General features: G+C 65.0%; 20 protein-coding genes. 17 read left to right on the top strand and 3 right to left on the bottom strand.

Translation table 11 applies throughout. The annotated features are described in order from the left end of the window. Positions 1–124: 124 nt before the first annotated feature. The 7 genes from dusB (at position 125) to hflX (ending at position 9,416) form a co-directional block, all read left to right on the top strand. Positions 125–1,129, top strand: coding sequence for a tRNA dihydrouridine synthase DusB (dusB, locus tag FNA67_RS10810; RefSeq protein WP_244616331.1), 1,005 nt, complete (start codon positions 125–127; stop codon positions 1,127–1,129). Beyond that, complete coding sequence (locus FNA67_RS10805) at positions 1,126–2,244, top strand: two-component system sensor histidine kinase NtrB (RefSeq protein ID WP_049705119.1); 1,119 nt, start codon at positions 1,126–1,128, stop codon at positions 2,242–2,244. Before dusB ends, FNA67_RS10805 begins: the two co-directional genes overlap by 4 nt. Then, positions 2,241–3,689, top strand: coding sequence for a nitrogen regulation protein NR(I) (gene ntrC, locus FNA67_RS10800; protein ID WP_049705118.1), 1,449 nt, complete (start codon positions 2,241–2,243; stop codon positions 3,687–3,689). The genes FNA67_RS10805 and ntrC overlap by 4 nt, the downstream gene beginning before the upstream one ends. 161 nt (positions 3,690–3,850) lie before the next feature. Next, positions 3,851–6,190: a sensor histidine kinase NtrY-like gene (locus tag FNA67_RS10795; RefSeq protein WP_147656037.1), complete on the top strand. Its 2,340-nt coding sequence runs from the start codon at positions 3,851–3,853 to the stop codon at positions 6,188–6,190. Then, complete coding sequence (gene ntrX / locus FNA67_RS10790) at positions 6,190–7,572, top strand: nitrogen assimilation response regulator NtrX (protein ID WP_049705116.1); 1,383 nt, start codon at positions 6,190–6,192, stop codon at positions 7,570–7,572. The genes FNA67_RS10795 and ntrX overlap by 1 nt, the downstream gene beginning before the upstream one ends. Before the next feature lie 211 nt (positions 7,573–7,783). Continuing rightward, the gene (gene hfq, locus FNA67_RS10785; RefSeq protein WP_035038803.1) at positions 7,784–8,038 is read left to right on the top strand and encodes an RNA chaperone Hfq; all 255 of its coding nucleotides are present in this window, start codon (positions 7,784–7,786) and stop codon (positions 8,036–8,038) included. A gap of 91 nt (positions 8,039–8,129) precedes the next feature. Next, the gene (gene hflX / locus FNA67_RS10780; RefSeq protein WP_244616330.1) at positions 8,130–9,416 is read left to right on the top strand and encodes a GTPase HflX; all 1,287 of its coding nucleotides are present in this window, start codon (positions 8,130–8,132) and stop codon (positions 9,414–9,416) included. Here hflX and mazG read toward each other — a convergent pair whose 3' ends face one another. Continuing rightward, a complete protein-coding gene (gene mazG / locus FNA67_RS10775) occupies positions 9,417–10,226 on the bottom strand; it encodes a nucleoside triphosphate pyrophosphohydrolase (RefSeq protein WP_147656035.1) in 810 nt (269 codons plus the stop codon). 69 nt (positions 10,227–10,295) lie between these two features. Then, positions 10,296–11,912, bottom strand: coding sequence for an MFS transporter (locus tag FNA67_RS10770; RefSeq protein ID WP_049705114.1), 1,617 nt, complete (start codon positions 11,910–11,912; stop codon positions 10,296–10,298). A gap of 343 nt (positions 11,913–12,255) precedes the next feature. On the opposite strand from FNA67_RS10770, the gene FNA67_RS22390 reads away from it, so the two are divergent. The 8 genes from FNA67_RS22390 (at position 12,256) to FNA67_RS10730 (ending at position 20,471) form a co-directional block, all read left to right on the top strand. Next, complete coding sequence (locus FNA67_RS22390; protein ID WP_210246381.1) at positions 12,256–13,461, top strand: septal ring lytic transglycosylase RlpA family protein; 1,206 nt, start codon at positions 12,256–12,258, stop codon at positions 13,459–13,461. Between the two features lie 66 nt (positions 13,462–13,527). Further along, a complete protein-coding gene (locus FNA67_RS10760; protein ID WP_147656034.1) occupies positions 13,528–14,679 on the top strand; it encodes a D-alanyl-D-alanine carboxypeptidase family protein in 1,152 nt (383 codons plus the stop codon). Between the two features lie 11 nt (positions 14,680–14,690). Continuing rightward, positions 14,691–15,377 (top strand): dTMP kinase, encoded by a 687-nt coding sequence (gene tmk / locus FNA67_RS10755; RefSeq protein WP_049705113.1) that lies wholly within the window; start codon positions 14,691–14,693, stop codon positions 15,375–15,377. Next, the gene (locus FNA67_RS10750; protein ID WP_147656033.1) at positions 15,374–16,420 is read left to right on the top strand and encodes an AAA family ATPase; all 1,047 of its coding nucleotides are present in this window, start codon (positions 15,374–15,376) and stop codon (positions 16,418–16,420) included. Before tmk ends, FNA67_RS10750 begins: the two co-directional genes overlap by 4 nt. Next, positions 16,417–17,967 (top strand): methionine--tRNA ligase, encoded by a 1,551-nt coding sequence (metG, locus tag FNA67_RS10745; RefSeq protein ID WP_147656032.1) that lies wholly within the window; start codon positions 16,417–16,419, stop codon positions 17,965–17,967. The genes FNA67_RS10750 and metG overlap by 4 nt, the downstream gene beginning before the upstream one ends. 2 nt (positions 17,968–17,969) lie before the next feature. Continuing rightward, positions 17,970–18,746: a TatD family hydrolase gene (locus tag FNA67_RS10740; protein ID WP_049705110.1), complete on the top strand. Its 777-nt coding sequence runs from the start codon at positions 17,970–17,972 to the stop codon at positions 18,744–18,746. A 1-nt stretch (position 18,747) separates the two neighbouring features. Continuing rightward, a complete protein-coding gene (locus tag FNA67_RS10735) occupies positions 18,748–19,581 on the top strand; it encodes an MBL fold metallo-hydrolase (RefSeq protein ID WP_147656031.1) in 834 nt (277 codons plus the stop codon). A 116-nt stretch (positions 19,582–19,697) separates the two neighbouring features. After that, positions 19,698–20,471 carry a glucose 1-dehydrogenase gene (locus FNA67_RS10730; RefSeq protein WP_147656030.1) on the top strand — a complete coding sequence of 258 codons (774 nt, stop codon included), beginning with the start codon at positions 19,698–19,700 and terminating at the stop codon, positions 20,469–20,471. On the opposite strand, the gene FNA67_RS10725 is transcribed toward FNA67_RS10730, so the two are convergent. Then, on the bottom strand, positions 20,472–22,301 hold the full coding sequence (locus FNA67_RS10725; RefSeq protein ID WP_147656029.1) for a heavy metal translocating P-type ATPase: 1,830 nt from the start codon (positions 22,299–22,301) through the stop codon (positions 20,472–20,474). Between the two features lie 116 nt (positions 22,302–22,417). Between FNA67_RS10725 and FNA67_RS10720 the strand changes: the two genes are divergently transcribed. Together FNA67_RS10720 and FNA67_RS10715 are read left to right on the top strand one after the other, a co-directional pair. Continuing rightward, positions 22,418–23,251, top strand: coding sequence for a universal stress protein (locus FNA67_RS10720; RefSeq protein WP_170267287.1), 834 nt, complete (start codon positions 22,418–22,420; stop codon positions 23,249–23,251). A gap of 7 nt (positions 23,252–23,258) precedes the next feature. Then, positions 23,259–23,438 carry a hypothetical protein gene (locus FNA67_RS10715; RefSeq protein WP_049705106.1) on the top strand — a complete coding sequence of 60 codons (180 nt, stop codon included), beginning with the start codon at positions 23,259–23,261 and terminating at the stop codon, positions 23,436–23,438. Positions 23,439–23,532 lie beyond the last annotated feature (94 nt).

Below are 23,532 nucleotides of genomic sequence, written 5' to 3'. Positions count from 1 at the left end.
CCAACCCAGCAAGGCCGATTTGTGCACCCGCCATGCCGGTGCGACGCTATTGGTGTTGCACGTGCCCGATAATTGATTATTGTGCGGGCATTCCCAAGAGATTGAGCAATTTGGGGGCAGCTTTTTGAGTTCGTTTGCCTGCGGGATAAGCATCGGCGGCCATGCGCTCCCCAATAATGCATTCCTGGCGCCCATGGCCGGGATCACCGATCGCCCGTTCCGTTCGATAGCCGAGCGCTACGGCGCCGGCCTTGTTGTCTCCGAAATGATCGCCAGTTCGGCACTTGTCGCCGCCCAGAACGACATGGTTCGCAAGCTCAACAAGCGCGAAGGCAGGCTGCCGCACGTGGTGCAACTGGCAGGCTGCGAGGCCGAGTGGATGCAGCGCGGCGCCGAGATCGCCTGCGACGCGGGGGCCGACATTCTCGATATCAATTTCGGTTGCCCGTCCAAGCGGGTGACCAATGGCTTTGCCGGTTCGGCGCTGATGCGCGTGCCGGATCAGGCGCTCAGGCTCGTCGAAACCGTGGTGGGCGCGACGTCTCTGCCGGTGACCGTCAAGATGCGCCTGGGCTGGGACGATGACAGTCTTAACGCCGCCCAGATTGCCCGTAGCGCCGTCGATGCCGGCGTGCGGATGATCACGGTGCACGGGCGCACGCGCCAGCAGTTCTACAAGGGCACGGCGCGCTGGGAACTGGTGCGGGCAGTCGTTGAAGCCGTGGATGTGCCGGTGGTGGTCAACGGCGACGTCATCGACCTGGCGAGTGCCCGCGAAGCGCTTGAGCAGTCCGGCGCGGCCGCCGTGATGCTGGGGCGCGGCGCGCAAGGGCGTCCGTGGGTCGTCGGCCAGATCGGCGCGGCGCTCGCGGGCGAGCCGGTGCCCGAGGCACCGTCGGGTGACGCGCTGACCGACCTCATCGCCGAGCACTATCAGGACATGATCAGCGAATATGGGTCCCATATCGGCGTGCGCGCGGCGCGCAAGCACCTGGATTGGTATCTGGAGGCATTGGGTATCTCTCTCGACAAGGAGACCCGCCGGGGTCTGCTCAATGCCGAGAGCCCCGACGAGGTGGTGACCATGATTCCTGAAATCTATTCGGGTGCCTGGAGGCAGGCTGCATGACCACCGACACGACCGGTATCGCCACCTCGGTGCTGCAGGCGCTGCCGCAACCCGTGATCGTCTGCGGGACCGACAACACCATTGTCTTCGTCAACTACGCTGCCGAGGCCTTCTTTGGGGCCTCTCTGAGCGTGTTGGCCCGGCAAAAGCTCAATGATCTGATCGCTTTCGGCTCGCCAATTCTCAATCTGGTCGAGACCGTCGCCATGCGGCGGGCGCCGATGACCGAGTACCGCGTCTCGGTCGGCTCCTCCCGTTTCGGGGACGAGCGGATCGTTGACGTCTATGCCAGCCCGATCTCCGATACCGATGGGCGGGTGACGCTTCTTTTCCAGGAGCGCACCATGGCCGACAAGATCGACCGGCAACTGGTGTCGCGCGGTGCGGCGCGCTCGGTCACCGGCCTGGCTTCGATGCTGGCCCACGAAATCAAGAACCCACTTTCGGGCATTCGCGGCGCGGCGCAACTGCTCGAACAGACGGTCTCGGAAGACGAGGTCCCGCTCGCCAGGCTGATCCGGGAGGAGACCGACCGGATCGTTGACCTCATCGATCGCGTCGAGATTTTCGGCGACGACCGCCCGCTCGAGCGCGAGCCGATCAACATCCACGTGGTGCTCGATCGGGTGAAGCTGCTGGCCAGGAACGGGGTGGCGCGCGGCATTTCATTCTCGGAGGAATACGATCCCTCCCTGCCGCCGGTGCTGGGCAATCGCGACCAGCTCATCCAGGTGTTCCTCAACCTGGTCAAGAACGCGGCCGAGGCGCTCGAACGCACCTCCAAGCCCGAGATCCGTTTCTCGACGGCCTTCCGGCCGGGCATCCGCATCGCGGTCATGGGAATCGCCGAGCGTATCTCGCTTCCGCTCGAAATCGTCATCGAGGACAATGGGCCGGGCGTGCCGGCGGACATCCTGCCGTTCTTGTTCGATCCGTTCGTGACGACCAAGGCCAATGGCTCGGGTCTCGGCCTGGCCCTGGTGGCCAAGATCGTGGGCGACCATGGAGGGGTGATCGACTGCGACAGTCGGCCCGGTCGCACGCGCTTCCGCATCCTCCTGCCGGTAGCGACGGCCGGCATACCTTCGGACTTCCAAGAGGCATTGACTAAATGAGCGGCCACACAGTTCTGCTTGCCGACGACGATGCGGCCATCCGCATGGTCCTCAACCAGGCCTTGACCCGCGCCGGCTACGAAGTGCGGCCCACCGGCAACATGTCCACGATGTGGAATTGGGTCAGCCGGGGCGAAGGCGATCTGCTCATCACCGATGTCCACATGCCGGACGGCAATGCGTTCGACATCATGCCCAAGATCAAGAAGCTGCGCCCGGACATGCCCATGATCGTCATGAGCGCGCAGAATACGTTCATGACCGCCATCAGGGCCTCCGAGGTCGGGGCCTACGAATACCTGCCCAAGCCGTTCGACATCACCGAGGTGCTCTCGGTGGTGCAGCGCGCGCTCGCGGACGCCAAGAAGCCGCCGGCGCGGGACCGCAATGTCGAGGATGCCGGCGACGCCATGCCGCTCGTGGGCCGCTCGCCGGCCATGCAGGACATCTACCGCGCGCTTGCCCGCCTGATGCAGACGGACCTGACGGTCATGGTCACCGGCGAGAGCGGTACGGGTAAGGAACTGGTGGCGCGCGCGCTGCACGAATTCGGCAAGCGCCGGAACGGGCCGTTCGTGGCAATCAACATGGCCGCCATTCCGCGTGATCTCATCGAGGCCGAGCTTTTCGGGCACGAAAAGGGCGCTTTCACCGGCGCGACAGCGCGTTCGTCGGGGCGTTTCGAGCAGGCCGAAGGCGGCACGCTCTTTCTCGACGAGATCGGCGACATGCCGATGGATGCCCAGACGCGCCTGCTGCGCGTGCTGCAGGAAGGCGAATACACCATGGTCGGCGGTCGTACCCCGATCAAGACCAACGTGCGTATCGTGGCGGCGACGCACCGGGACCTCAGCCAGATGATCCGGCAGGGGCTTTTCCGCGAAGACCTCTACTACCGTCTCAATGTGGTCCCGATCCGCCTGCCGCCCCTGCGCGAACGCGTCGATGACATCGGCGATCTCGTCTCGCATTTCCTAAATGCCGCACAGCGCGAAGGCGAGCCCGTCAAGACCATCTCTCCCGACGCTATCCGCCTGATGCAGAACTATTCCTGGCCGGGCAACGTGCGCGAGCTGGAAAACCTCGTCCGCCGCCTCGTGGCGCTCTATGCCGACGAGAGCATTTCGGCCGAGGTCGTGCAGAACGAACTCAACATCGGGGAGCGCCCGAGCGTTACGGCGTCCACCGGCCCGGTGGACGTGTCGACTGCCGTCGAAGCGCATGTGGCGCAGCTCCTGCGTGAATACGAGCCGAAGCTGCCTCCTGCTGGCCTTTACCAGCGGGTTCTCGATCGCGTCGAGGCGCCGCTGATCGCCATGGCGCTCAACGCCTGCGCCGGCAACCAGATCAAGGCTGCCGAATTGCTCGGACTCAACCGCAACACGCTGCGCAAGAAGATCCGGGCTCACAGCATCGAGATCGTCAAGCACTCCCGCCGCGGATAGTTCTTCAAGCAAGAAGAGCTTTCGTTTTGGTGCACCGTGGCCTATTCCCGGCGCAATCGAGTTGCACTATTGCAACAATTGAGTTGCAGCACTGCCACAATTGGGTCAGCCTTGCGCGCTAACAGCCCGCCCGAATTGGGGGACGCCGCAAGGCGTAAGACATGGACGACACTCAAGGCACCGGTCCGAGCCAGCCGCCGAATCCGCCCCAGCCCCCGCTGACGAGCGCAGCACGGCAGGCGCTGTTCTCGGGCGACCGCAGCAAGCAAGCCATCCGGTTCGTCGGCCTCATCGTGGTCACGGCCTCAGTCGTCATGACCTTCCTGTCGTTCCTGTCGCTTTCCGGAGTCACCGGCATCGAGCCGTCTCCCGAGATGTGGGCCGTGATCTGGATCATCAACGGTCTGCTGGTGCTGGTGGTGATCGCGCTGGTGCTGACCGAGGCGGTATTGCTGCTTCAGGCGCGGTCGCGTCAGGAGGCTGGAGCGAAGCTCCAGATCCGCATGGTCACGATGTTCGCATTGCTGACCGCGATTCCCGCTTTCATCGTCGCCGTCGTCGCCACCATCGCCCTCAATCAGGGCCTCGACCAATGGTTCTCCGAGCGCAACCGCGCCATGGTCGAGAGTTCGCGTCTCGTGGCGCGTTCCTACCTGCTCGAGCACGCCCAGGTGCTGCGCGACGACATCATCTGGGTCGCCTCCGAACTCGAGCAGGCGCGCGGCACGTTCGAGACGGACAAGGAGCGGTTCCAGCACATCCTGACCGCACTCGCGGTCACGCGTTCACTCCCCTATACGCAGTTGATCTCCCAGAGCGGGGATACGCTGATGAAGGCGCAGATCACCGCGCAGGGGACACCGCCCAAGCTGCCGGACGGGATCACGCAAGGGGTGACCGAGGGCGCTCCGACGCCCATCGCCCCGGGCAAGACGAACCTCGTCGGTTCGATCGTCAAGCTGCGCGGGTATGACAATACCTACCTGTTCGTCGCGCGCCCGGTCGATCCGGAAGTGCTCGAATACATGAAGCTGACGGACGCCAATGTTTCCGAATACCGGCAGTATGCGTCCAACCGCCTGGTGTTCCAGATCACCTTCACTCTCATGTATGTCGGCCTCGCCGTGGTGCTGCTCTTGGCGGCGCTCTGGATCGGCATTGCGCTGGCCAACCGCTTCGTCGATCCGATCCGAAACCTCATGATCGCGGCCAAGCGGGTGAGCCGCGGCGACCTTGACGTGCAGGTGCCGGTCGAGGATCGCGGCGATCTGGGGGACCTATCGGACGGCTTCAACACCATGACGCGTCAGCTCAAGACGCAGCGCGAGGCGCTGGTGACCGCCAACGAGACCAACGAGAAGCGTCGCCAGTTCACCGAGGCCGTGGTGGAAGGCGTGTCGGCCGGTATTCTCGGCCTTGATCCGGTCGGCAACATCACGCTGGTCAACAGCCGGGCCGGAGAGATGTTCGGCAAGACGGAAATCGAGCTCATGGGCGAGAGCGCCGACAAGGCGATCCCCGAGTTGGCGCCGATCCTCGAACGGGCGCGCATGGCGCGGCGCGGACAGGTGCGCGACCAGATCCAGATCGGCAACGAGCAGGATCGGCGCACCTATCAGGTTCAGCTCACCCGCGAGGGCACGATGACCGAGAGCAAGGGCTACGTCATCACGCTCGACGACATCACCGATCTCGAATCGGCGCAGCGCACCAGCGCCTGGGCCGACGTCGCGCGTCGCATCGCCCACGAGATCAAGAATCCGCTCACGCCCATCCAGCTTTCCGCCGAGCGCCTGCGGCGGCGCTACGCCTCAAAGCTGGCCGACGACTTCGAGATTTTCGACAAGGGCATCAACACCATCATCCGGCATGTGGGCGATATCGGGCGCATGGTGGAAGAGTTCTCCGCCTTCGCGCGCATGCCCGAGGCCAAGCCCGAAAAGGGCGACCTTTCCGATACGATCCGGCAGTCCGTCTTCCTCGAAAGCGTGCGCCTCCCCGAGATCGAAATCATCACGCACTTGCCAGACGAGGCCATTACGGCCTATTTCGACGGTCGCCTGATTGCCCAGGTCATGACCAACCTCATCAAGAATGCGGTTGAGGCCATCGAGGGCGTCGGACTCGACGTGGTGCACAATCCACAGATTATTGTTGCCGGCGAGATCGAGGGCAAAATGGCCCGAATCTCGGTCTCCGACAACGGAAAGGGCTGGCCCAAGGACAATCGTCACCGGCTGCTCGAACCCTATATGACGACACGGGAAAAAGGCACCGGCCTTGGCCTCGCAATTGTCGCAAAGATCATTGAACAGCACGGCGGCGACGTCGAGCTCATAGACGCCGAACCTGATTCCAGCGGCAGGGTAGGGGCTTGTTTCAGCTTCACACTGCCGTTGCAGGCCCCGCCTAATAGCGACGACGCCGACACGGCGCCGGCAACGGACTTTACGGCCACCAGAGAAGAGGAGCCGCGGATTGCCGCGGTTGCAAACAAGTAATGGCTCTAGACATCCTGATCATCGACGATGAGGACGATATTCGCGATCTCATCGCCGGCATCCTGGAAGACGAGGGATACGAGGCCCGGCAGGCCCACGATGCCGATTCCGGCCTCAACGAGATCGCGCGGCGTCGTCCGAGTCTGGTCTTCCTCGACATCTGGATGCAGGGGTCGCGCCTGGATGGCCTGCAACTGCTCGACGTGCTCCAGTCCCAGCATCCCGATATGCCCGTGGTCATGATCTCCGGGCACGGCAATGTCGAAACGGCCGTGTCCGCCATCAAGCGTGGCGCCTACGACTATATCGAGAAACCCTTCAAGATCGATCGCCTGCTGCTGATCACCCAGCGCGCCGTGGAAGCCACGCGCCTGCGCAACGAGGTGGCCGAACTCAAGGAACGCGGCGCGGGGACCAATACCGAGATGGTCGGCCACTCGCCGGCCCTCCAGCAGGTCAAGGGCATCATCGAGAAGTCCGCGCCGACCAACTCGCGTATTTTCGTTGCTGGCCCTTCGGGCGCCGGCAAGGGTCTCGTGGCACGGCTCATCCATCAGCGCAGCCCGCGTGCGCAGGCGCCGTTCATCGAGATCAACGCCTCGCTCTATGCGCCCGACGAGGTGCCCGTGGTGCTGTTCGGCCGCGAAACACGCGAGAAAAGCGGCATCCTGCGCACCGAGGTCGGTGCGCTTGAGCGCGCTCACGGGGGCACGCTCTACCTGTCGGAAGTCACCGCGCTCCCTCCTTCCGCCCAGGCGGCCCTGCTGCGCACGCTGGTGGAGAACAAGTTCAACCGCGTGGGCGGACAGGTCGCCGTGCCGATCGATGTTCGAATCATCTCCTCGAGTTCGCAGAGCATCCCCTCGCTCGTCGAGGCCGGGCAGTTTCGCTCCGACCTATACCATCGCCTCTCAATCGTGCCGGTTCAACTCACCCCGCTCAAGGAGCGGCGCGAGGACGTGCCGCCGCTGGTAAGCGCATTCATCGAGCAGGTCTGCCGCATGCACAACCTGCCGCGCATGACCATCGGCGATGACGCCATCGCGGTGCTCCAGGCCCAGGATTGGCCGGGCAACGCGCGTCAGTTGCGCAACTCCATCGAGCGGCTGCTGATCCTGATGAAGGGGCAGGCGCCCGAAGATGGGGTCATCACCGCCGCGATGCTGCCGTCCGATATCGGCGAGGTGCTGCCGACGGTGGGCGACACCGATGCATCGGCGCACCTGATGAGCCTGCCGCTGCGCGACGCCCGCGAGGTTTTCGAACGTCAGTACCTGTTGGCGCAGATCGAGCGTTTCGGGGGCAATATCTCCAAGACTGCCGAGTTCGTCGGCATGGAGCGCAGTGCATTGCACCGCAAGATCAAGTCGCTGGGGCTATAGGGCGTATTCGAAATTCTGGGGTGTTCATTGCCGTTGAGGCGGCTATGATCACCGGTAGGCACGGATTTTCAGATGTGCCATAGTGCCTGACCAATTAGATTTGCTTGATGACTTTCCGGGAAGGACAGGCCTGCGGCGGCCAAGGTCCTCACCTACAAGAAGGGTGGCGATGAGCCTGCCCGCTAAACAGAAGCCGCGAGAAGAGGCCTAAATGCCCGCCGAAAAAGCACAAAACCTCCAGGATTCCTTCCTCAATCACGTGCGCAAGCAGAAAGTCCCGGTCACGATTTTCCTCGTGAACGGCGTCAAGCTGCAGGGCATAATTACCTGGTTCGACAATTTCTGCCTGCTGCTCCGTCGTGATGCCCAGTCGCAGCTTGTCTACAAGCATGCGATCTCGACCATCATGCCGGGTGCGCCGATCCAGCTCTTCGATCCCGAGCATACCGGAGGCGACAACGCCTGATCCGCATAATCCGTCGGACGATTTCGACGACGGCGAGGACCGCAAGGGCGGTCCTCAGGCCTTTATCGATCAACGCGAGGCTCCGACACGTGTGGGACTGATCGTCCCGGACGTGCGTGGCGCGTCTGTCTATCACAGCATCGAAGCGCGCAAGGCCGAGTTCGAAGGCCTGGCGGCCGCGATCCGGCTCGAGATCGTGTTCTCCGAGGTCATCCGCGTTCGCGAAGTGCGGCCTGCCACCTTCATCGGCGGCGGGCAGGTGGAAGCCATTGCCAGGCGCGTGCAGGAGGAGGAGATCGAACTCCTTCTCGTCGACACGGCCCTGACGCCGATCCAGCAGCGTAACCTCGAGCGCGAGACCAAGGCCAAGGTTCTCGACCGCACGGCCCTCATCCTCGAAATCTTCGGGGAGCGCGCTGCCACGCGCGAGGGTGTGCTCCAGGTCGAACTGGCCCACCTCAACTACCAGAAGAGCCGTCTCGTCCGGTCATGGACGCACCTTGAGCGGCAACGCGGCGGTTTCGGCTTCCTGGGCGGCCCCGGCGAAACCCAGATCGAAAGCGACCGTCGCCTGCTTCAGGAGCGCATCGCGCTGCTCGAGGAGCGGATCGAGAAGGTCCGCAAGACCCGTCAGCAGCAGCGACGCAACCGGGACGAGGTGCCGTACCCGATCGTGGCCCTGGTCGGCTACACCAATGCCGGCAAGTCGAGCCTCTTCAACACCCTGACCGGTGCCGGCGTCTTCGCCGAGAACCTGCTCTTTGCCACGCTCGATACCACCGTTCGCAAGCTGGAACTGCCGCATGGCCGCCAGGTGATCGTGAGCGACACGGTCGGCTTCGTCGCCGACCTGCCGCACGACCTCGTCGCCGCCTTCCGCGCCACGCTCGAGGAAGTCACGCAGGCCGATGTCGTGCTCCACATCCGGGACGTCGCCAATCCCGATCACCAGGCGCAGGCCCGCGACGTGCTGACCGTGCTCGGTGAACTGGGGGTGTCGTCCGAGACCGTGCCTGTCATCGAGGTCTGGAACAAGATCGACCTGCTGCCGCGTGCCGAGGATGGCTCCATCCCCGCGCTCGCCAATACCGCTCCGGTGGGGCGCGTTGCGGCGACGGTTCCGGTTTCGGCCAAGACCGGCGAGGGTCTGGAAGACCTAAAGATCGCTATCGAGGCGGCCCTGTCGGCGGGCAGCCGGACCTATCGCGTCCACGTGCCTCACGCGGCCGGCGGCGATGTCGGTTGGCTTTACGGCCATGCCGAGATCATCGAGCGCATCGAGCCGGACGAGAAGGGCCAGGATTTCGTGGTCCGCGTCGAACCACGCCACCTGCGCGAGTTTCAGGAGCGCTTCAACGGCCGCATCGAGGGCGAGTGATCACTTGGCCTTGTCGGCCTTGCGTATTTCGTTCCAGTAGCCATCAAGGCGTTCCAGTCCGGCTTCCGCGAGCGGGACGCCGTCCTCGAGCGCCCGCGCTTCCACGTGCGAGAACCGCCGCGTGAATTTGACGTTGGCGTTGCGCAGGGCGGCCTCGGCATCCACGCCGAGATGTCGCGCCAGATTGGTCACGGCGAACAGCAGGTCGCCCAGTTCCTCGGCAATCGCGTCCTTGTCCCCGGAGGCTGCGGCTTCCTGGACTTCATCGAGCTCCTCGCGTGCCTTGGCGACTACCGAAGCGGTGTCGGGCCAGTCGAAGCCAACCGAGGCGGCGCGGCGCGCCAGCTTCTCGGCCCGCAGCATGGCGGGCAGGGTGTTGGCCACATCATCGAGGATCGATGCCTGCAGTTCGCGCTTGGCCGATTTTCGGGCGCGTTCCTCGGCCTTGATCTGGTCCCACTGCACCTTGACCCCGTCTGCCCCTTCGGCCGCCTTCTCGCCGAAAACGTGGGGATGGCGCCGGATCAGCTTGGTCGTGATCGCCTCGATGACGTCGCCGATATCGAACAGACCGCGCTCTGAGGCCATCTGTGCGTGAAAGACCGGCTGGAGCAGCAGGTCGCCGAGTTCGTCGCGCAGGTCCTCGTAGTCCTCCCGCTCGATCGCGTCGGCGACCTCGTAGGCCTCCTCGATCGTGTAATGGCGGATGGAAGCGAAATCCTGCTCGATGTCCCACGGGCACCCCGTTTCGGGATCGCGCAGGGCGGCCATGATTTCGAGAAGCCGGGAGAGGTCGCGGGAAGGCTGCATGGGAGTCACGTCGTCTTTTGGGATTCTGCGCGCAACCTAGCGCACTTGCCCGTCCGCGGTAACCCTCGCTCAGGGCGGAGCGATGGTCGGCTTGGGCTTGGCCACCGCAGTCAGCCAGTCGGTCGGCCGCTCGACGTACCGGCGCACGGCGGGAGGCTCTTCGCCGGCATGGAGCGCGCGCAGGCGCTCGGATACCTCGGCGTCCGCCTTGGTGAGCCTCAGGTTGTGGCGGACATAGTCCGTCCATGTCGGGCTCTGGTAGGTTTCGACCCAGCGGTCCGGCTGCGCAAGGTCGCGCAGGAGCGCCCAGTGCCGGGCTCCATCCCGCCGGCGGATGCGGCGGCGTTCGGTCATGGTGTTGAGGAAGACCGGGATGTCTTCGGTGCGGATGATGTAGGTGATTTCCACCACGATCGGGCCGCTGCGCGGTTCGAGATCGATCTCGAGATGGGGGACCTGGAAGCGGTTGAGCGGAGCGAGGTCCATGACCACGCGCGGCGGGAGCGGGAAGCGGAAGCCGAGGGCGATGCCGACGAGCATCGCGACTGCCGCCGTCCCGAGGGCGATCGGCAGACCGTAGTTCTCGGCAGCCACGCCCCAGATCCAGGAACCGAGCGCCATGCCGCCGAACGTTGCCGTCTGGTAGAAGGAGAGGGCGCGCCCCACCACCCAGCGGGGGGAGGCCAGTTGCACCGAGACGTTAAAGAGCGAGAGCGCCAGCACCCAGCACGCGCCGCCGAGCAAGAGGCCCGCGCCCGTCAGCCAGGGCGAGATGCCGAGCGCGGTGATGCCGGCGCAGATGGCAAAGCCAAGGAATGAGGCGCGCACCAGCATTTCGCCACCGAGCCGTTCCTGGAGCGGGGCGGCGAGCAGTGCGCCTCCCACGGCGCCCAGGCCGAAGGCGCCAAGCAGCAGGCCATAGATCAGCGGGCCGCCGCCGGGCAGGTTGGCCGAAACCACGGGCAGCAGTGCCAGGATAACGATGGCCGAAAAGCCGAAGACGAAGCTGCGCAGCAAGACCTTGCCGATTCCGGGCGACATGGCGACGTAGCGGAAACCCGAAGCGATTGCCGGACCGATGGATTCGCGCGGCAGCGGGTTATCGACGACATTGGGCTTCCAGAGGAACAGCACCAGCAGCACCGGCAGATAGCTGACGGTATTGACCGCAAAAGCAGCGGCGGCACCCGCGGCGGCCACGATGACGCCACCCACGGCCGGGCCGACGCTGCGCGAGAGGTTGAACCCGATCGAGTTGAGGGCCACGGCGCCCGGCAGGTCGGTGCGCGGCACCAGGTCGCCGACGGAGGCCTGCCAGGAGGGATTGTTGATCGCCGCGCCGCATCCGATGAGGAACGTGAAGGCCAAGAGCAGCCATGGGGTGATCAGGCCGAAATAGGTAAAGGCCATCAGTGTGGCCGAGACGATGAGCATGAAGCTCTGCGCCGCCAGCATCACCTTGCGCCGGTGAAAACTGTCGGCGATGGCGCCGCCGACCATCGAGAACAGCATGATCGGCAGGGACGTCGAGGCCTGGACCAGCGCCACCATGTCCACCGAATTGGAGATCGAGGTCATCAGCCAGGCCGCGCCCACGCCCTGGATCAGCGCCCCGAAGCCGGACGCGAGGTTGGCCGTCCACATGTTGCGGAAGGTGGGGTGCTGCAGCGGCAGCAGGGGCGACATTCGTTCGGCCACGGGGGACCTTCCACTGGGTAGACATGCGGAAATCGAGCACAGCGTAACCGTGTTCGCGGTTAAATCAACTCGCTCCGAGCAGTGCCGGGTGGCAAGCGGGGCATCATTGCCCCCGCCCCGGGATTCGCTGCAGGTTCGGGCTTCGGCAAAGCCGGCCGTCAGGTTTCGTGCCCAAAACATTGCAATAGTTTGAATGCCTTGGACGGGACGGCTTCAATTTGAAACAAAAGCGGGGAATTTAACCGCCTCTCAACCATGACGGCAGCGTAGCCGGTGGATTTCGCTCGCAATCGGCTAGACTGGCAACTCCTTTAGCTAAGGTGCGTGTGTTTTGAGTTCCAAGCGTAATGGCTGGCGTTCGTTTGCCCGGTTCGCAGCCCTCGTAATCGTCGTTTCTCCCGTCGTGGCCGCCTGCAGTTCGGGTGGCTTTCACGGCAGTACTGGCGTCAAGCGAGCCGCTTTCTCCTCCAAGGAATTCGGCGTCAGTTCGTCGCCACGCGTCTCCCGCGCCGCCAATCCGCCGCGCGGGGGCGGACGCTACCTGGTCGGCAAGCCCTATACGGTGCGCGGGCAGGTCTATACGCCCAAGGACGATCCCAACTACGTGGCACAGGGCAAGGCGTCCTGGTACGGCGCCGATTTCCACGGCCGCCTCACGGCCAACGGCGAGATCTTCTCGGCCAATGCCATTTCCGGCGCGCACCCGACGCTGCCGCTGCCGTCCTATGTTCGCGTCACGAACCTGGACAACGGCCGCTCGCTCATAGTGCGCGTCAATGACCGCGGTCCCTACCTTCCGGGACGTCTGATGGACGTTTCGGCGCGTGCTGCCGACCTTCTTGGCTTCATGAATCGCGGCAGCGCCAACGTTCAGGTTAATTACGTCGGCCCGGCCCCGCTCCAGGGCGATGACACACGCGTCCTCCTCGCCAGCCTCAATGCGCCTACGGTGCAGGAAGAGCAGCGTAGCCAGACCCGCCTCGCCATGGTCGAGCCGCAGGTTCAGGCTCCACGACCGGTCGCCCAGCAGGTGGCCCAGGTGACCCCGGCGCCGCAGCCGGCGCAGGGCTCGGCCGTGCAGGTCGTCACCAGCTTCGGTGGTCATACCGAGGTCGAGACCTACCAGCCCAGCCAGGGCAGCTACTCTGCCAAGGATCTGGCCAAGGACTTCATGGGCCTCTTCTCCTATGCCGATACGGGCATGAACGCCCAGACCGAGAACGACGCCATTCTCAACGCTCACGACGCGGTCAATGCCATGGCGACGCGCAGCCCGGCACTTCAGGATTGGGTGGCGGCGGTCGACGAGAATGCGCGCGCCATCAAGCTGCAGATCGGCATCTTCGCCGACCCGGCCCGTTCGCTCGAGGTCGAGGAACGCTTTGCCTATCTCGGCGCGGTGGAGGAACAGCCGGTCACGGCCCGGGGACAGGATGCGACCCGCCTCATGCTCACCCGCCTCAAGCCCGGCGTCGCTCGCGATGATGTGCTCAATCTGGCTCGGGAACTTGGCCTCAAGGACATCATTCTGTATTAGACCTTTATCGGCCTAAATTGATCTTTTGATCCCCGCGTCCGGCGGCGCGGTTGCAGGGATGTTTGAATGCTCGCTATCCGGCATTTCGTTCTGGCGCTCGTGGCGGTCGTCCTGACGGTCGCTTCGGTCGGCGCGCAGGAATTCGACACCAAGGCCAAGTATGCGGTCCTGATGGACTACGACAGCGGCATGATGCTGTTCCACAAGGATGCGGACGCGAGCCTCGAGCCGGCCAGCATGGCCAAGCTCATGACGGTCGCCGTCGTCTTCAACGAGCTGCGCAACGGCCGCATCAAGATGACGGACGAGTTCTTCATCTCCGAGCATGCCTGGCGCGATGGCGGGGCCAAGTCGGGCGGCTCGACCATGTTCGCCGAGCTCAACTCGAAGATACCGGTCGAGGACCTTCTGACGTCGGTTATCGTGCAATCGGGCAATGACGCGGCGATCGCGCTGGCCGAGGGCATCGCCGGCTCGGAAGCGACCTTCGCCAACATGATGAACCGGCTGGCTGAGGAAATCGGGTTGACCGGCTCGCACTTCACCAACGCCACCGGCCTGCCGGACCCCAACCAGTATTCGACCGCGCGGGACCTCGCCACCCTGGCGCGCTACCTGATCGCCGGTTTCCCCGAATACTATCATCTCTTCTCGATCCCCGAATTCACCTGGAACAAGATCCGCCAGCCCAACCGCAATTCGCTGGTCGAGATGGGGATCGGCGTCGATGGGCTCAAGACCGGCCATACCCAGGCTGCCGGCTATGGCAGCGTCGTGTCCACGCCCGAGGGCGGGCGGCGCCTGATCGCCGTCGTTCACGGTCTCAAGTCCATGAACGAGCGCGCCGAGGAAGCCCGCAAGCTCCTGCTCTGGGGCACGCGCAGCTTCGATCGCATTCCGGCCTTTCCCAAGGGCAAGACCGTCGGCTATGCCAACGTCTATGGCGGGGAGGAAGCCCAGGTTCCGCTCGTGGGCGAGGGCGATATCGATCTCTTCATTCCCAAGGGCGCCAAGGACTGTCCGCAGGCGACCATCACCTACAAGGGGCCGCTGCGTCCTCCGGTAGAGCAGGGCGAGCGGGTTGCTCAACTCAATATCATCTGCGGCGGGGTTGTGGTGCAGACGGCGCCGCTCTATGCCGGTGCGTCCGTCAATGAAGGCGGTATCGTGCGCAAGGCCACCGATGCGCTCAAGCAACTCGCGCTGGGCTGGCTGTAACAGGGATTTTCATGGCCGACGCATCGCAGTCCGTCAAAGCCCGCTTCATCACATTTGAAGGCGGGGAGGGGGTGGGCAAGTCTACCCAAGCCAAGCGCCTGCAGGCGCGGCTGCACAAGCAGGGCATCGAGGCGATCCGCACGCGCGAGCCGGGCGGTACGCCCAAGGCCGAGGCCATCCGCTCCTTCATCCTGCAGGGGCGCTCCGAGAGTTGGGGCGCGGGAGCCGAGGCCGTGCTGTTCGCCGCCGCGCGGCTCGACCACGTCAATCAGCTGATCGCGCCGAACCTGGACGCCGGCAAGTGGGTGATCTCCGACCGCTTCCACGATTCGACCCGGGCCTATCAGGGCCTGACCGGCGGGGTGGACGCCAAGCTGATCGGCGCCCTCGAGGAACTGGCGCTCAATGGCCATAAGCCTGACCTGACCCTGGTACTCGACATGGATCCCGAGATTGCCTTTGCGCGCGTGCGCGAGCGCCAGCTCGAGGACGCGCTGGTCGATACGGGCGATCGCTTCGAGAAGGAAAATCTCGAATGGCACCGCAAGCTGCGTGAGGGGTTCCTCGAGATCGCGCGCAACAACCGCGAACGGTGCGTGGTCGTCCTGGCCGACCGCACCGAGGACAAGCTCGAGGAAGCCATCTGGCAGGCGGTGCTCGAGCACTTTCCTGAACTCGAAACGGCACCAACCGCGTGAGCGACGACGTCCCCATTCGCGAGCCTGACCAGATTGAAGGCGTGAGGCTCCCCGAGCAGCAACATGCCGTTCTTGGTCATGCCGCCGCCAAGAGCGCAATTGCCAGCCGCCTCGCCGGTGGTTCCTTGCCCAATGCGGTGCTGCTGCACGGACCGCAGGGCATCGGCAAGGCGACGCTCGCCTTCAAGCTCGCCCGCGACATCTTCGTGGCAACGGGCGATGAGGACGCGCACCGGGTCGATGAGCAGGTCATGGCCGGCTCGCACCCTAATCTCTTCGTGCTGCGCCGCCAGCCCAAGGACGCCAAGGGCTTCTATTCGGTCATCCGGGTCGATGACATCCGCAACCTCGTCGAGCATTTGCGCAAGACGCGCGGGCGGGCCGGGCATCGCGTGGCGATCATCGATTCCATCGACGATTGCAACGTCAACGCCGCCAACGCCCTGCTCAAGATCCTAGAGGAGCCGCCTGCGGAGACCATCTTCCTCCTGGTCTCGCACCGTCCGGGCTCGCTGCTCCCGACCATCAAGTCGCGGTGTCACTCCCTGGCCATGCGCCCGATAGCCGACGAAGACGTGCGCGCGGTCCTGGCTGCGAACCTTGGCGATTCCAGCCCCGCCGAGATCGATGAAGCCGTTTCGCTGGCCCATGGCAGGCCACGCAAGGGCTTCGAGGCGACGTTGGTCGCGGGCGAGGGCACGCTGGCGGCTTTGCGGGGTTGGCTCGCCAATCCCGGGCGCTTCCCCTCCGGCGCGCATCTGGCGCTTGCGGATGCCATCGCGGCCGGCTCGGGCACGGCCGAAGCGGCTTTTGCGCGCGAGCTCATCATCGATTGGCTGGCCGGCGAAGCAAAATCGGCGGCATTACAGGGACCTGAGGGCCGCATGCGGCTTGCCTCGGCCAACGAGCTATGGGACAAGGCGCAGGCCCTGTTCGAAGAGACCGACAGTCTCAATCTCGACATGCGGCAGACGCTGACCGTCGTCTTCGACGCCATCAAGCGCCACATTTCTGAGACATCGCCCTTATCCGAGCCATCATGACCCGCAACGCCTATTACGTCACGACCGCAATCGCTTATCCCAATGGCGAACCCCATATCGGGCACGCCTACGAGATGATCGCGACCGACGCCATGGCGCGCTGGAAGCGGCTGGAGGGGCGCGACGTCTATTTCCTGACCGGCACCGATGAGCACGGCATCAAGATGGTGCAGACCGCCGAGCGCGAAGGCGTGCCGGTGCGTGATCTTGCCGATCGCAATTCGGCCCGCTTCAAGCAGCTGGCCGGGGCGCTCAACCTTTCCAACGACGACTTCATCCGCACCACCGAGGCCCGCCACTACGCGGCGAGCCAGGCGATCTGGAATGCGATGGTCGCGGCCGGGGACATCTACGAAGGCAAGTACGAGGGCTGGTATTCGGTTCGCGACGAGGCCTATTTCGATGCTTCCGAGCTCACCGACGGCGAGGGCGGCAGGAAATTCGCGCCCTCGGGCGCACCGGTCGAGTGGGTGGAAGAGCCCAGCTACTTCTTCCGCCTTTCGGCCTTCGCCGACCGGCTGCTCAAGCACTATGAGGAAAATCCGGATTTCATCGGCCCCAACGAGCGCCGCAATGAGATCATCGCCTTCGTCAAGCGCGGGCTGGACGACGTCTCGATCTCGCGCACCACGTTCGACTGGGGCATCCCGGTTCCGGACGTGCCCGGCCATGTCATGTACGTGTGGGTGGATGCGCTCACCAACTACATGACCGGCGTCGGCTATCCCGATGTCGATGGCCAGATGTTCCAGCGCTACTGGCCGGCGGACCTGCACGTGATCGGCAAGGACATCACGCGCTTCCACACCATTTACTGGCCCGCTTTCCTGATGAGCGCCGGCCTTGCCCTGCCTCGCAAGATTTTCGCCCACGGCTTCATCACCGTGGATGGCAAGAAGATGAGCAAGTCGCTGGGCAACGTCATCGAGCCGTTCGCGCTGGTCGAGGAGTTCGGGGCCGATCCCGTGCGCTACTTCTTCCTGCGCGAAGTCAGCTTCGGCAACGATGGTGACTACAGCCGCGAGAAGTTCGTCAACCGCAACAATGCGGACCTGGCCAACGACCTGGGCAATCTCGCCCAGCGCTCGCTCTCGATGATCAACAAGAACTGCGAGGCCAAAGTCCCCGAGGTCGGAGCCTATTCGGACGCCGACCGGGCACTTCTCGATCTGGCCGCCACGGCTACGGCCCGCGCGGTCAAGGCCATGGATGAGCAGCTTGTGCACGAGGCGGTCGCCGCCATCTGGGAGGTAGTCGGGGAAGCCAACCGCTACTTCGCCGGGCAGGAGCCCTGGGCGCTCAAGAAGACCGATCCGGTCCGCATGGGAACGGTGCTCTACGTGACGGCCGAAGTCATCCGCCGCGTCACCATTCCCGCCCTGGCCTTCATTCCGGAATCGGCCGGCAGGATCCTCGATACGCTCTCGGTACCCGCCGACAAGCGCCTGCTGGCGTTCGCCAATGATGGGTCGGCGCTTGTTCCGGGTACGGACCTGCCGGCGCCTCAGCCGGTGTTCCAGCGCTTCGAGCGGACCAAGGCCGAGTAAAGATGCTGATCGACAGCCATTGCCACCTCGATTTCGAGGCTCTGGCCGCCGATCGGCCGGGCGTGCTGGCGCGCGCCCGCGAGGCGGGGGTTACCGGTATCGTCACCATCTGCACCTGGGTGGACAAGTTCCCGGAAATCGCGCGGATCGCCGAGGAGAACGAGAACGTCTGGTGCTCGGTCGGGACGCATCCGCACAATGCAGACCAGGAGCTCCACATCCAGACTGCCGATCTCGTCCGGTTGTCTGCGCACCCCAAATGCGTGGCGATCGGGGAAGTCGGCCTCGACTATTTCTATGATAACGCGCCCCATGAGGCGCAAGCCGAAGGGTTTCGCCGCCATATCGCGGCGGCGCGCGAGACGCAGTTGCCACTCGTCATCCATAGCCGCTCCGCCGACGAGGACATGGCGCGCATTCTTGAGGAAGAGAGCGAGAAGGGGGCCTTCCCCTTCGTGCTGCACTGCTTCTCGTCCGGCGCGGAACTGGCGCGGCGCGGGCTGGCGCTCGGGGGCTATCTTTCGTTCTCGGGCATCCTGACCTTCCGGAATGCCGAGGAAATCCGCGAGGTGGCCGCCTTCGCGCCCGCCGACCGTATCCTTGTCGAAACCGATGCGCCTTACCTGGCGCCCATCCCGCATCGCGGGCAGTCGAACGAACCCTCCTTCGTGCGCTTCACAGCCGAGAAGCTGGCCGAGGTCCGCGGCGTCAACGTCGTCGAGATCGCCGAGCAGACCACGCGCAATTTCGCGCGGCTCTTCTCCAAGACGGGGCTCTGAGATGGCAGCCGCCGAGCGCGTCGTGGCAACCATTCTCGGTTGCGGGTCTTCTGGCGGCGTGCCGCGCGTCGGCAACGTCTGGGGTGATTGCGATCCGGACGATCCGCGCAATCGCCGCCGTCGCTGCGCGCTCCTCATCGAGGGCTTTAGCGAAGGGGTGGACGAGCCCACGCGTATCGTCATTGATACCGGCTGCGATTTGCGCGAGCAGTTGCTCGACGCACGCGTCGGCCGCGTCGATGCGGTGTTCTACACTCACGAACACGCCGACCACACTCATGGCATCGACGACCTGCGGGTGCTGGCGCTCAACACCATGAAGCGCGTCGACGTTTTCTATTCGGAGATCACCGGCGAGCGGCTGCGCGAAGCTTTCCGATATTGCTTCACCTCGCCGCCGGGCAGCGGTTATCCGCCGATCCTCAACGGCCATGTCATTGCGCCGGGCCAGGACGTGGTGATCGATGGACCGGGTGGGTCCATTTCCGTCCACGCTTTTGACCAGGAGCATGGCGATATCCGCTCGCTGGGGTTCCGGGTCGGCGGTTTCGCCTATTCGTGCGATCTTTCGGGCGTCCCCGACCATTCGCTGGGGGCGGTGTCCCATCTGGATGTCTGGGTCATCGATGCGCTGCGCCCGACGCCCCATCCCAGCCACCTGAGCCTTCCCGAATCCCTGGCGCTCATCACGCGCCTGGTTCCACGGCAGGCCGTGCTCACCAATCTGCACATCGACATGGACTACGCCACGGTCGACCGGAAGACTCCGGCCAATGTCGTGCCCGCCCATGACGGGCTCCAGATCGACATCACGGCAGGCCACGTCCTGCGCTAGCGTCCGCGCGCCTCCACTTCGCCCATTTCGGTGCGTCTGCTAGGCTGGTCCCGGCGCCGCAATGTGGGTTTGCCGCAGCGGCATCCGGTCTGGTCAATCAGTCACGGGAGTGCAGTATGAACCGCATGCAGGGAAAGGTTGCCGTGGTCACAGGCGCGGCGTTCGGCATTGGTGCCGCCGTCGCGCGCAAGCTGGCCCAGGAAGGGGCCAGTGTCGTTCTCACCGATCTCAAGGACGATGCGGGGAGCGCCATCGCCGCCGAGATCGGCCAGGCCGCCGCCTTCTTTCACCACGATGTGACCCAGGAGGCGCAGTGGGAAGACATCATGTCCAAGGCTCTCGAACGGTTCGGCCATGTGGACGTGGTGGTCAACAATGCCGGGGTCGGCTTCGGCGGTCCGCCCGAGGAACAGACGCTCGACGACTGGCACAAGCTCATGCGCGTCAACCTCGACGCGGTCTTCCTCGGCACCAAGCACGCCATTCGCACCATGAAAAAGGTCAAGCCGGCGGGCGACAGTGGCTCGATCGTCAACATGTCCTCGATCGAAGGTCTGGTGGGCGATCCGAACCTGGGTGCCTACAACGCCTCCAAGGGCGGGGTGCGCATCTATTCGAAGTCCGTGGCGCTCTACTGCGCCAAGAACAGGCTCGGCATCCGGGTCAACTCGGTGCATCCCGGCTATATCCTCACGCCGATGGTCGAGAACTCGATCAACTCCTCGCCCAACCCGGACGCGGCGCGCAAGCATCTGGTCGACCTGCATCCGATCGGCCACCTGGGCGAGCCCGATGACATCGCCTGGGGCGTGCTTTACCTCGCATCGGACGAAGCCAAGTTCGTCACAGGGACCGAGCTCGTCATCGACGGCGGCTATACCGCCCAATAGTCAGCGCAGGGCGCGCAACGCGTTGAGGATCACCACCACGTCGATGGCCTCCTGCAACAGCGCGCCCTGGACCGGCGGCAGGTAGCCAAGCGCTGCCGCGATCATGCCTGCAAAGGAAAGGCCGAGCCCCACGAAGACGCTCTGGCGCGCGATGCCAAGCGAGCGGTGGGCGATCCTGAGGGCATCGATCAACGGGCTGAGCCTGTCGACCAGGAGGACGACCCCGGCGGCCTCCGAGGACGCGGCGGTGCCCCGTGCGCCCATGGCGACGCCCACATCGGCGGCTGCCAGCGCCGGTGCGTCGTTGACGCCGTCGCCGACCATCAGCACCGGCCCGGCACTTCGCTCTCCTGTCACCACCGCCACTTTCTGGTCGGGCGTCAGGTCGCCATGGGCCTCTTCGAGGTGGAGTTGCGTGCGGAACTCGTCGACCACGTCCTGCCGGTCGCCCGAGGCCAGGACGATCTTGTCGATTCCTGCGCCGCGCAGGTTTGTCAGCAGCTTGTCGGCATCGTCGCGGATCGGATCGGCCATGACGATGATCCCGGCCACGGCCCCGTCGATGGCCACGGCGACCACCGCCTGCCCGGGCCGCAGGCCGTCGCGGAACTGTGCCGGGTCGCCGCTGGCGCTGCGCGAGCGCACGTAGCCGCTGCCGCCTACGACCACCTTGTGGCCATCCACGATGCCCTCGAGCCCGGCTCCCGCGTCCTCGACCACCGCGGTGGGCAGGGTGAGCGTCAGCTCGCGGGTCTTGGCTGCGTGCACGAGGGCTGCGGCCATCACGTGGGCAGAGGCCTGGTCGAGCGAAGCGGCAAGGCGCAGGAGCTCATCGCCCGTGCGTCCAGGTCCTGAGCGCACCTCATCGATCTCGGGATAGCCGTGGGTGAGGGTGCCGGTCTTGTCGAGCACGGCGACCTTGACCTGGGCCAGCGCTTCGAGCACGTCGCCGCCCTTGATCAGGGCGCCGGAGCGGGCCGAGCGCGACATGCCCGAGATGATGGCCACCGGCACGGCAATTATGAGCGGGCAGGGCGTCGCCACCACCAGAACCGCGACGGCGCGTGTGACGTCGCCGGAGAAGTACCAGGCGGCGACGGCCAGTGCGACCGTCACCACCAGGAAGACAACCGCGTAACGGTCCGCCAGGCGCGTCATCGGCGCCTTGCTTTCCTGGGCGCCCTGCACCAACCGCACGATGGCAGCATAGGTGCTTTCCGCCGCCGGGCGCGTGGCGACCATGTCGAAGGCGGGTCCGGCATTCGCACTGCCGCTGAGCGCCTCCTCGTCGATGCGTCGCTCGACGGGCAGGGGTTCGCCGGTCAGCGCCGACTGGTCGAGCACGGCCACCCCCTGGGTGACCTTGCCGTCCACCGGCAGCACCTCGCCGTGACGGATCATCAGCCGGTCGCCCGGCACGAGGTCGGCGATCGGCGTCTCTTCGAGCCCCTCGCCGTCATAGCGCATGGCGCTATGCGAGACCCGGCCGATGAGTGCCGTCATTTCGCGCTTGGCTCGTCCCGACGCGAAGCCCTCGAGCAGCTGGCCGCCCGCGTACATCAGCGCCACGACGTTGGCAGCCAGGGTTTCCCCGATGAGGAGGGCCGAGGCCATCGAAAGCGCGGCCACGACGTCGAGGCCCACGTCGCCCCGGCGCAGGGAGCCCCAGATCTGGAAGAGCAGCGCCGCGAGCACGGGGAGCGTTGCCACGGTCCAGATCCTTTGGGGCCATTCGGGGCCGAGCCAGCCGGAGGCGAAGCCGAGCGCTATGCCCAGGGCCGCGATGGCGACAAGGATTTCGCTCAGGTATTTCTGCAGTGCCGCGAACATGCGCTGGAATCCCATTGACTTACCATACTGGCTGCCGCCTCCCGCAAATGTCCAGCGCAGCCAGGTTGCGCTCCAGCGCGTTATCATGGAATCTGTGGGCAGAACTGGAGATGCAGATGCCTATCGATATCCTGGTTCCCCTTGTGACTTATCCCGACCCGCTCGATCAGGCGGCACTCGGCCCGCTCGTCGACTATGTCGACGTGCTCGAGCCGACGCTGACGGCCGTTCCGATCGAGGTGGATATCCCTCCGGTCTCCAGCCCCTTCGCGCTGGGCGCGGACTATACCGTCCTGTCGCGCCAGGCCGAGAGCGGAAGCCGGGAAGTGGCGCGCGAGTTCGGCACGCGCCTGCGCGAGTTGACCGAGCGGGCAGGCGTGCTGGCCTTCGTCACCCCGGTGCGCTCCCAGCCTCTCTCGATCCCGACGCGGATCGCCGAGTTGGCGCGCACGCACGACCTTACCATCGTTCCCTATGACCCGGAGATTGCCGATAGCCGCGCCATTGCCGAGGCGGCCATGTTCTCGTCCGGGCGGCCGGTGCTGGTCTTCCCGGTGCGCCCGCTCGAAGTCCTCGAGCCCGACGTCGTGGCTATTGCCTGGGACGGCAGCCGGGCGGCCGCCCGTGCCCTCAACGATGCCCGCGTCTGGCTCCAGAAGGCACGCAGGGTGCTTGTCCTGGCGGTGACAGACGATAAGGCCATGCCCGATGACTGGGCTGCCGGGGTACTCGCGCATCTCGAGCGCGTCGGAATCAAGGCCGAGCCGGTGACCGGCAGGCTCGAGGGCAGGGCGGTCGGGGAGGCCCTGCAGCGTCTGGCGCTCTCCCAGGATGCTACGCTATTGGTTATGGGTGCCTATGGTCACAATCGCCTGCGCGAGTTCCTGCTCGGGGGCGCGACGCGATCCGTTCTGGAGCGCCCGCTCTTGCCCGTCCTGATGTCCTATTGAGGTTGAAATGGCCCTGAACCGCGCCTGGCACGAGTCCCATCCCATGCCGCCAAACGCCAATCTGGACCAGCGCATCGCCTGGCATCTGGAACACGCCCGCGAATGCGGTTGCCGGGCTATTCCGGCCTCAGTGCTCAAGGCGCTGGAGGAGCGCCGGATCCCGATCCCGGAGCGACGGGTCTCATAATCCCCAAGTTATATTTCCGGGCCGGGTTTTCATTTTGACCGCAAGCGAGGCTGCGGCAGATTATGGCCTCCCAAGGTGCGCCGCATTGCGGCCG

The organism is Youhaiella tibetensis (assembly GCF_008000755.1).
In the GTDB taxonomy this organism is placed as follows: domain Bacteria; phylum Pseudomonadota; class Alphaproteobacteria; order Rhizobiales; family Devosiaceae; genus Paradevosia; species Paradevosia tibetensis.
This window is presented reverse-complemented; position numbering and strand designations above follow the sequence as displayed.

Excerpts from the sequence above, each read along its gene's own strand:
- FNA67_RS10805 (WP_049705119.1), top strand. The coding sequence starts at position 1,126 with ATGACCACCGACACGACCGGTATCGCCACCTCGGTGCTGCAGGCGCTG.
- ntrC (WP_049705118.1), top strand. The coding sequence starts at position 2,241 with ATGAGCGGCCACACAGTTCTGCTTGCCGACGACGATGCGGCCATCCGC.
- FNA67_RS10795 (WP_147656037.1), top strand. The coding sequence starts at position 3,851 with ATGGACGACACTCAAGGCACCGGTCCGAGCCAGCCGCCGAATCCGCCC.
- ntrX (WP_049705116.1), top strand. The coding sequence starts at position 6,190 with ATGGCTCTAGACATCCTGATCATCGACGATGAGGACGATATTCGCGAT.
- hfq (WP_035038803.1), top strand. The coding sequence starts at position 7,784 with ATGCCCGCCGAAAAAGCACAAAACCTCCAGGATTCCTTCCTCAATCAC.
- mazG (WP_147656035.1), bottom strand. The coding sequence starts at position 10,226 with ATGCAGCCTTCCCGCGACCTCTCCCGGCTTCTCGAAATCATGGCCGCC.
- FNA67_RS10770 (WP_049705114.1), bottom strand. The coding sequence starts at position 11,912 with ATGTCGCCCCTGCTGCCGCTGCAGCACCCCACCTTCCGCAACATGTGG.
- FNA67_RS10760 (WP_147656034.1), top strand. The coding sequence starts at position 13,528 with ATGCTCGCTATCCGGCATTTCGTTCTGGCGCTCGTGGCGGTCGTCCTG.
- tmk (WP_049705113.1), top strand. The coding sequence starts at position 14,691 with ATGGCCGACGCATCGCAGTCCGTCAAAGCCCGCTTCATCACATTTGAA.
- metG (WP_147656032.1), top strand. The coding sequence starts at position 16,417 with ATGACCCGCAACGCCTATTACGTCACGACCGCAATCGCTTATCCCAAT.
- FNA67_RS10740 (WP_049705110.1), top strand. The coding sequence starts at position 17,970 with ATGCTGATCGACAGCCATTGCCACCTCGATTTCGAGGCTCTGGCCGCC.
- FNA67_RS10735 (WP_147656031.1), top strand. The coding sequence starts at position 18,748 with ATGGCAGCCGCCGAGCGCGTCGTGGCAACCATTCTCGGTTGCGGGTCT.
- FNA67_RS10730 (WP_147656030.1), top strand. The coding sequence starts at position 19,698 with ATGAACCGCATGCAGGGAAAGGTTGCCGTGGTCACAGGCGCGGCGTTC.
- FNA67_RS10725 (WP_147656029.1), bottom strand. The coding sequence starts at position 22,301 with ATGTTCGCGGCACTGCAGAAATACCTGAGCGAAATCCTTGTCGCCATC.
- FNA67_RS10720 (WP_170267287.1), top strand. The coding sequence starts at position 22,418 with ATGCCTATCGATATCCTGGTTCCCCTTGTGACTTATCCCGACCCGCTC.
- FNA67_RS10715 (WP_049705106.1), top strand. The coding sequence starts at position 23,259 with ATGGCCCTGAACCGCGCCTGGCACGAGTCCCATCCCATGCCGCCAAAC.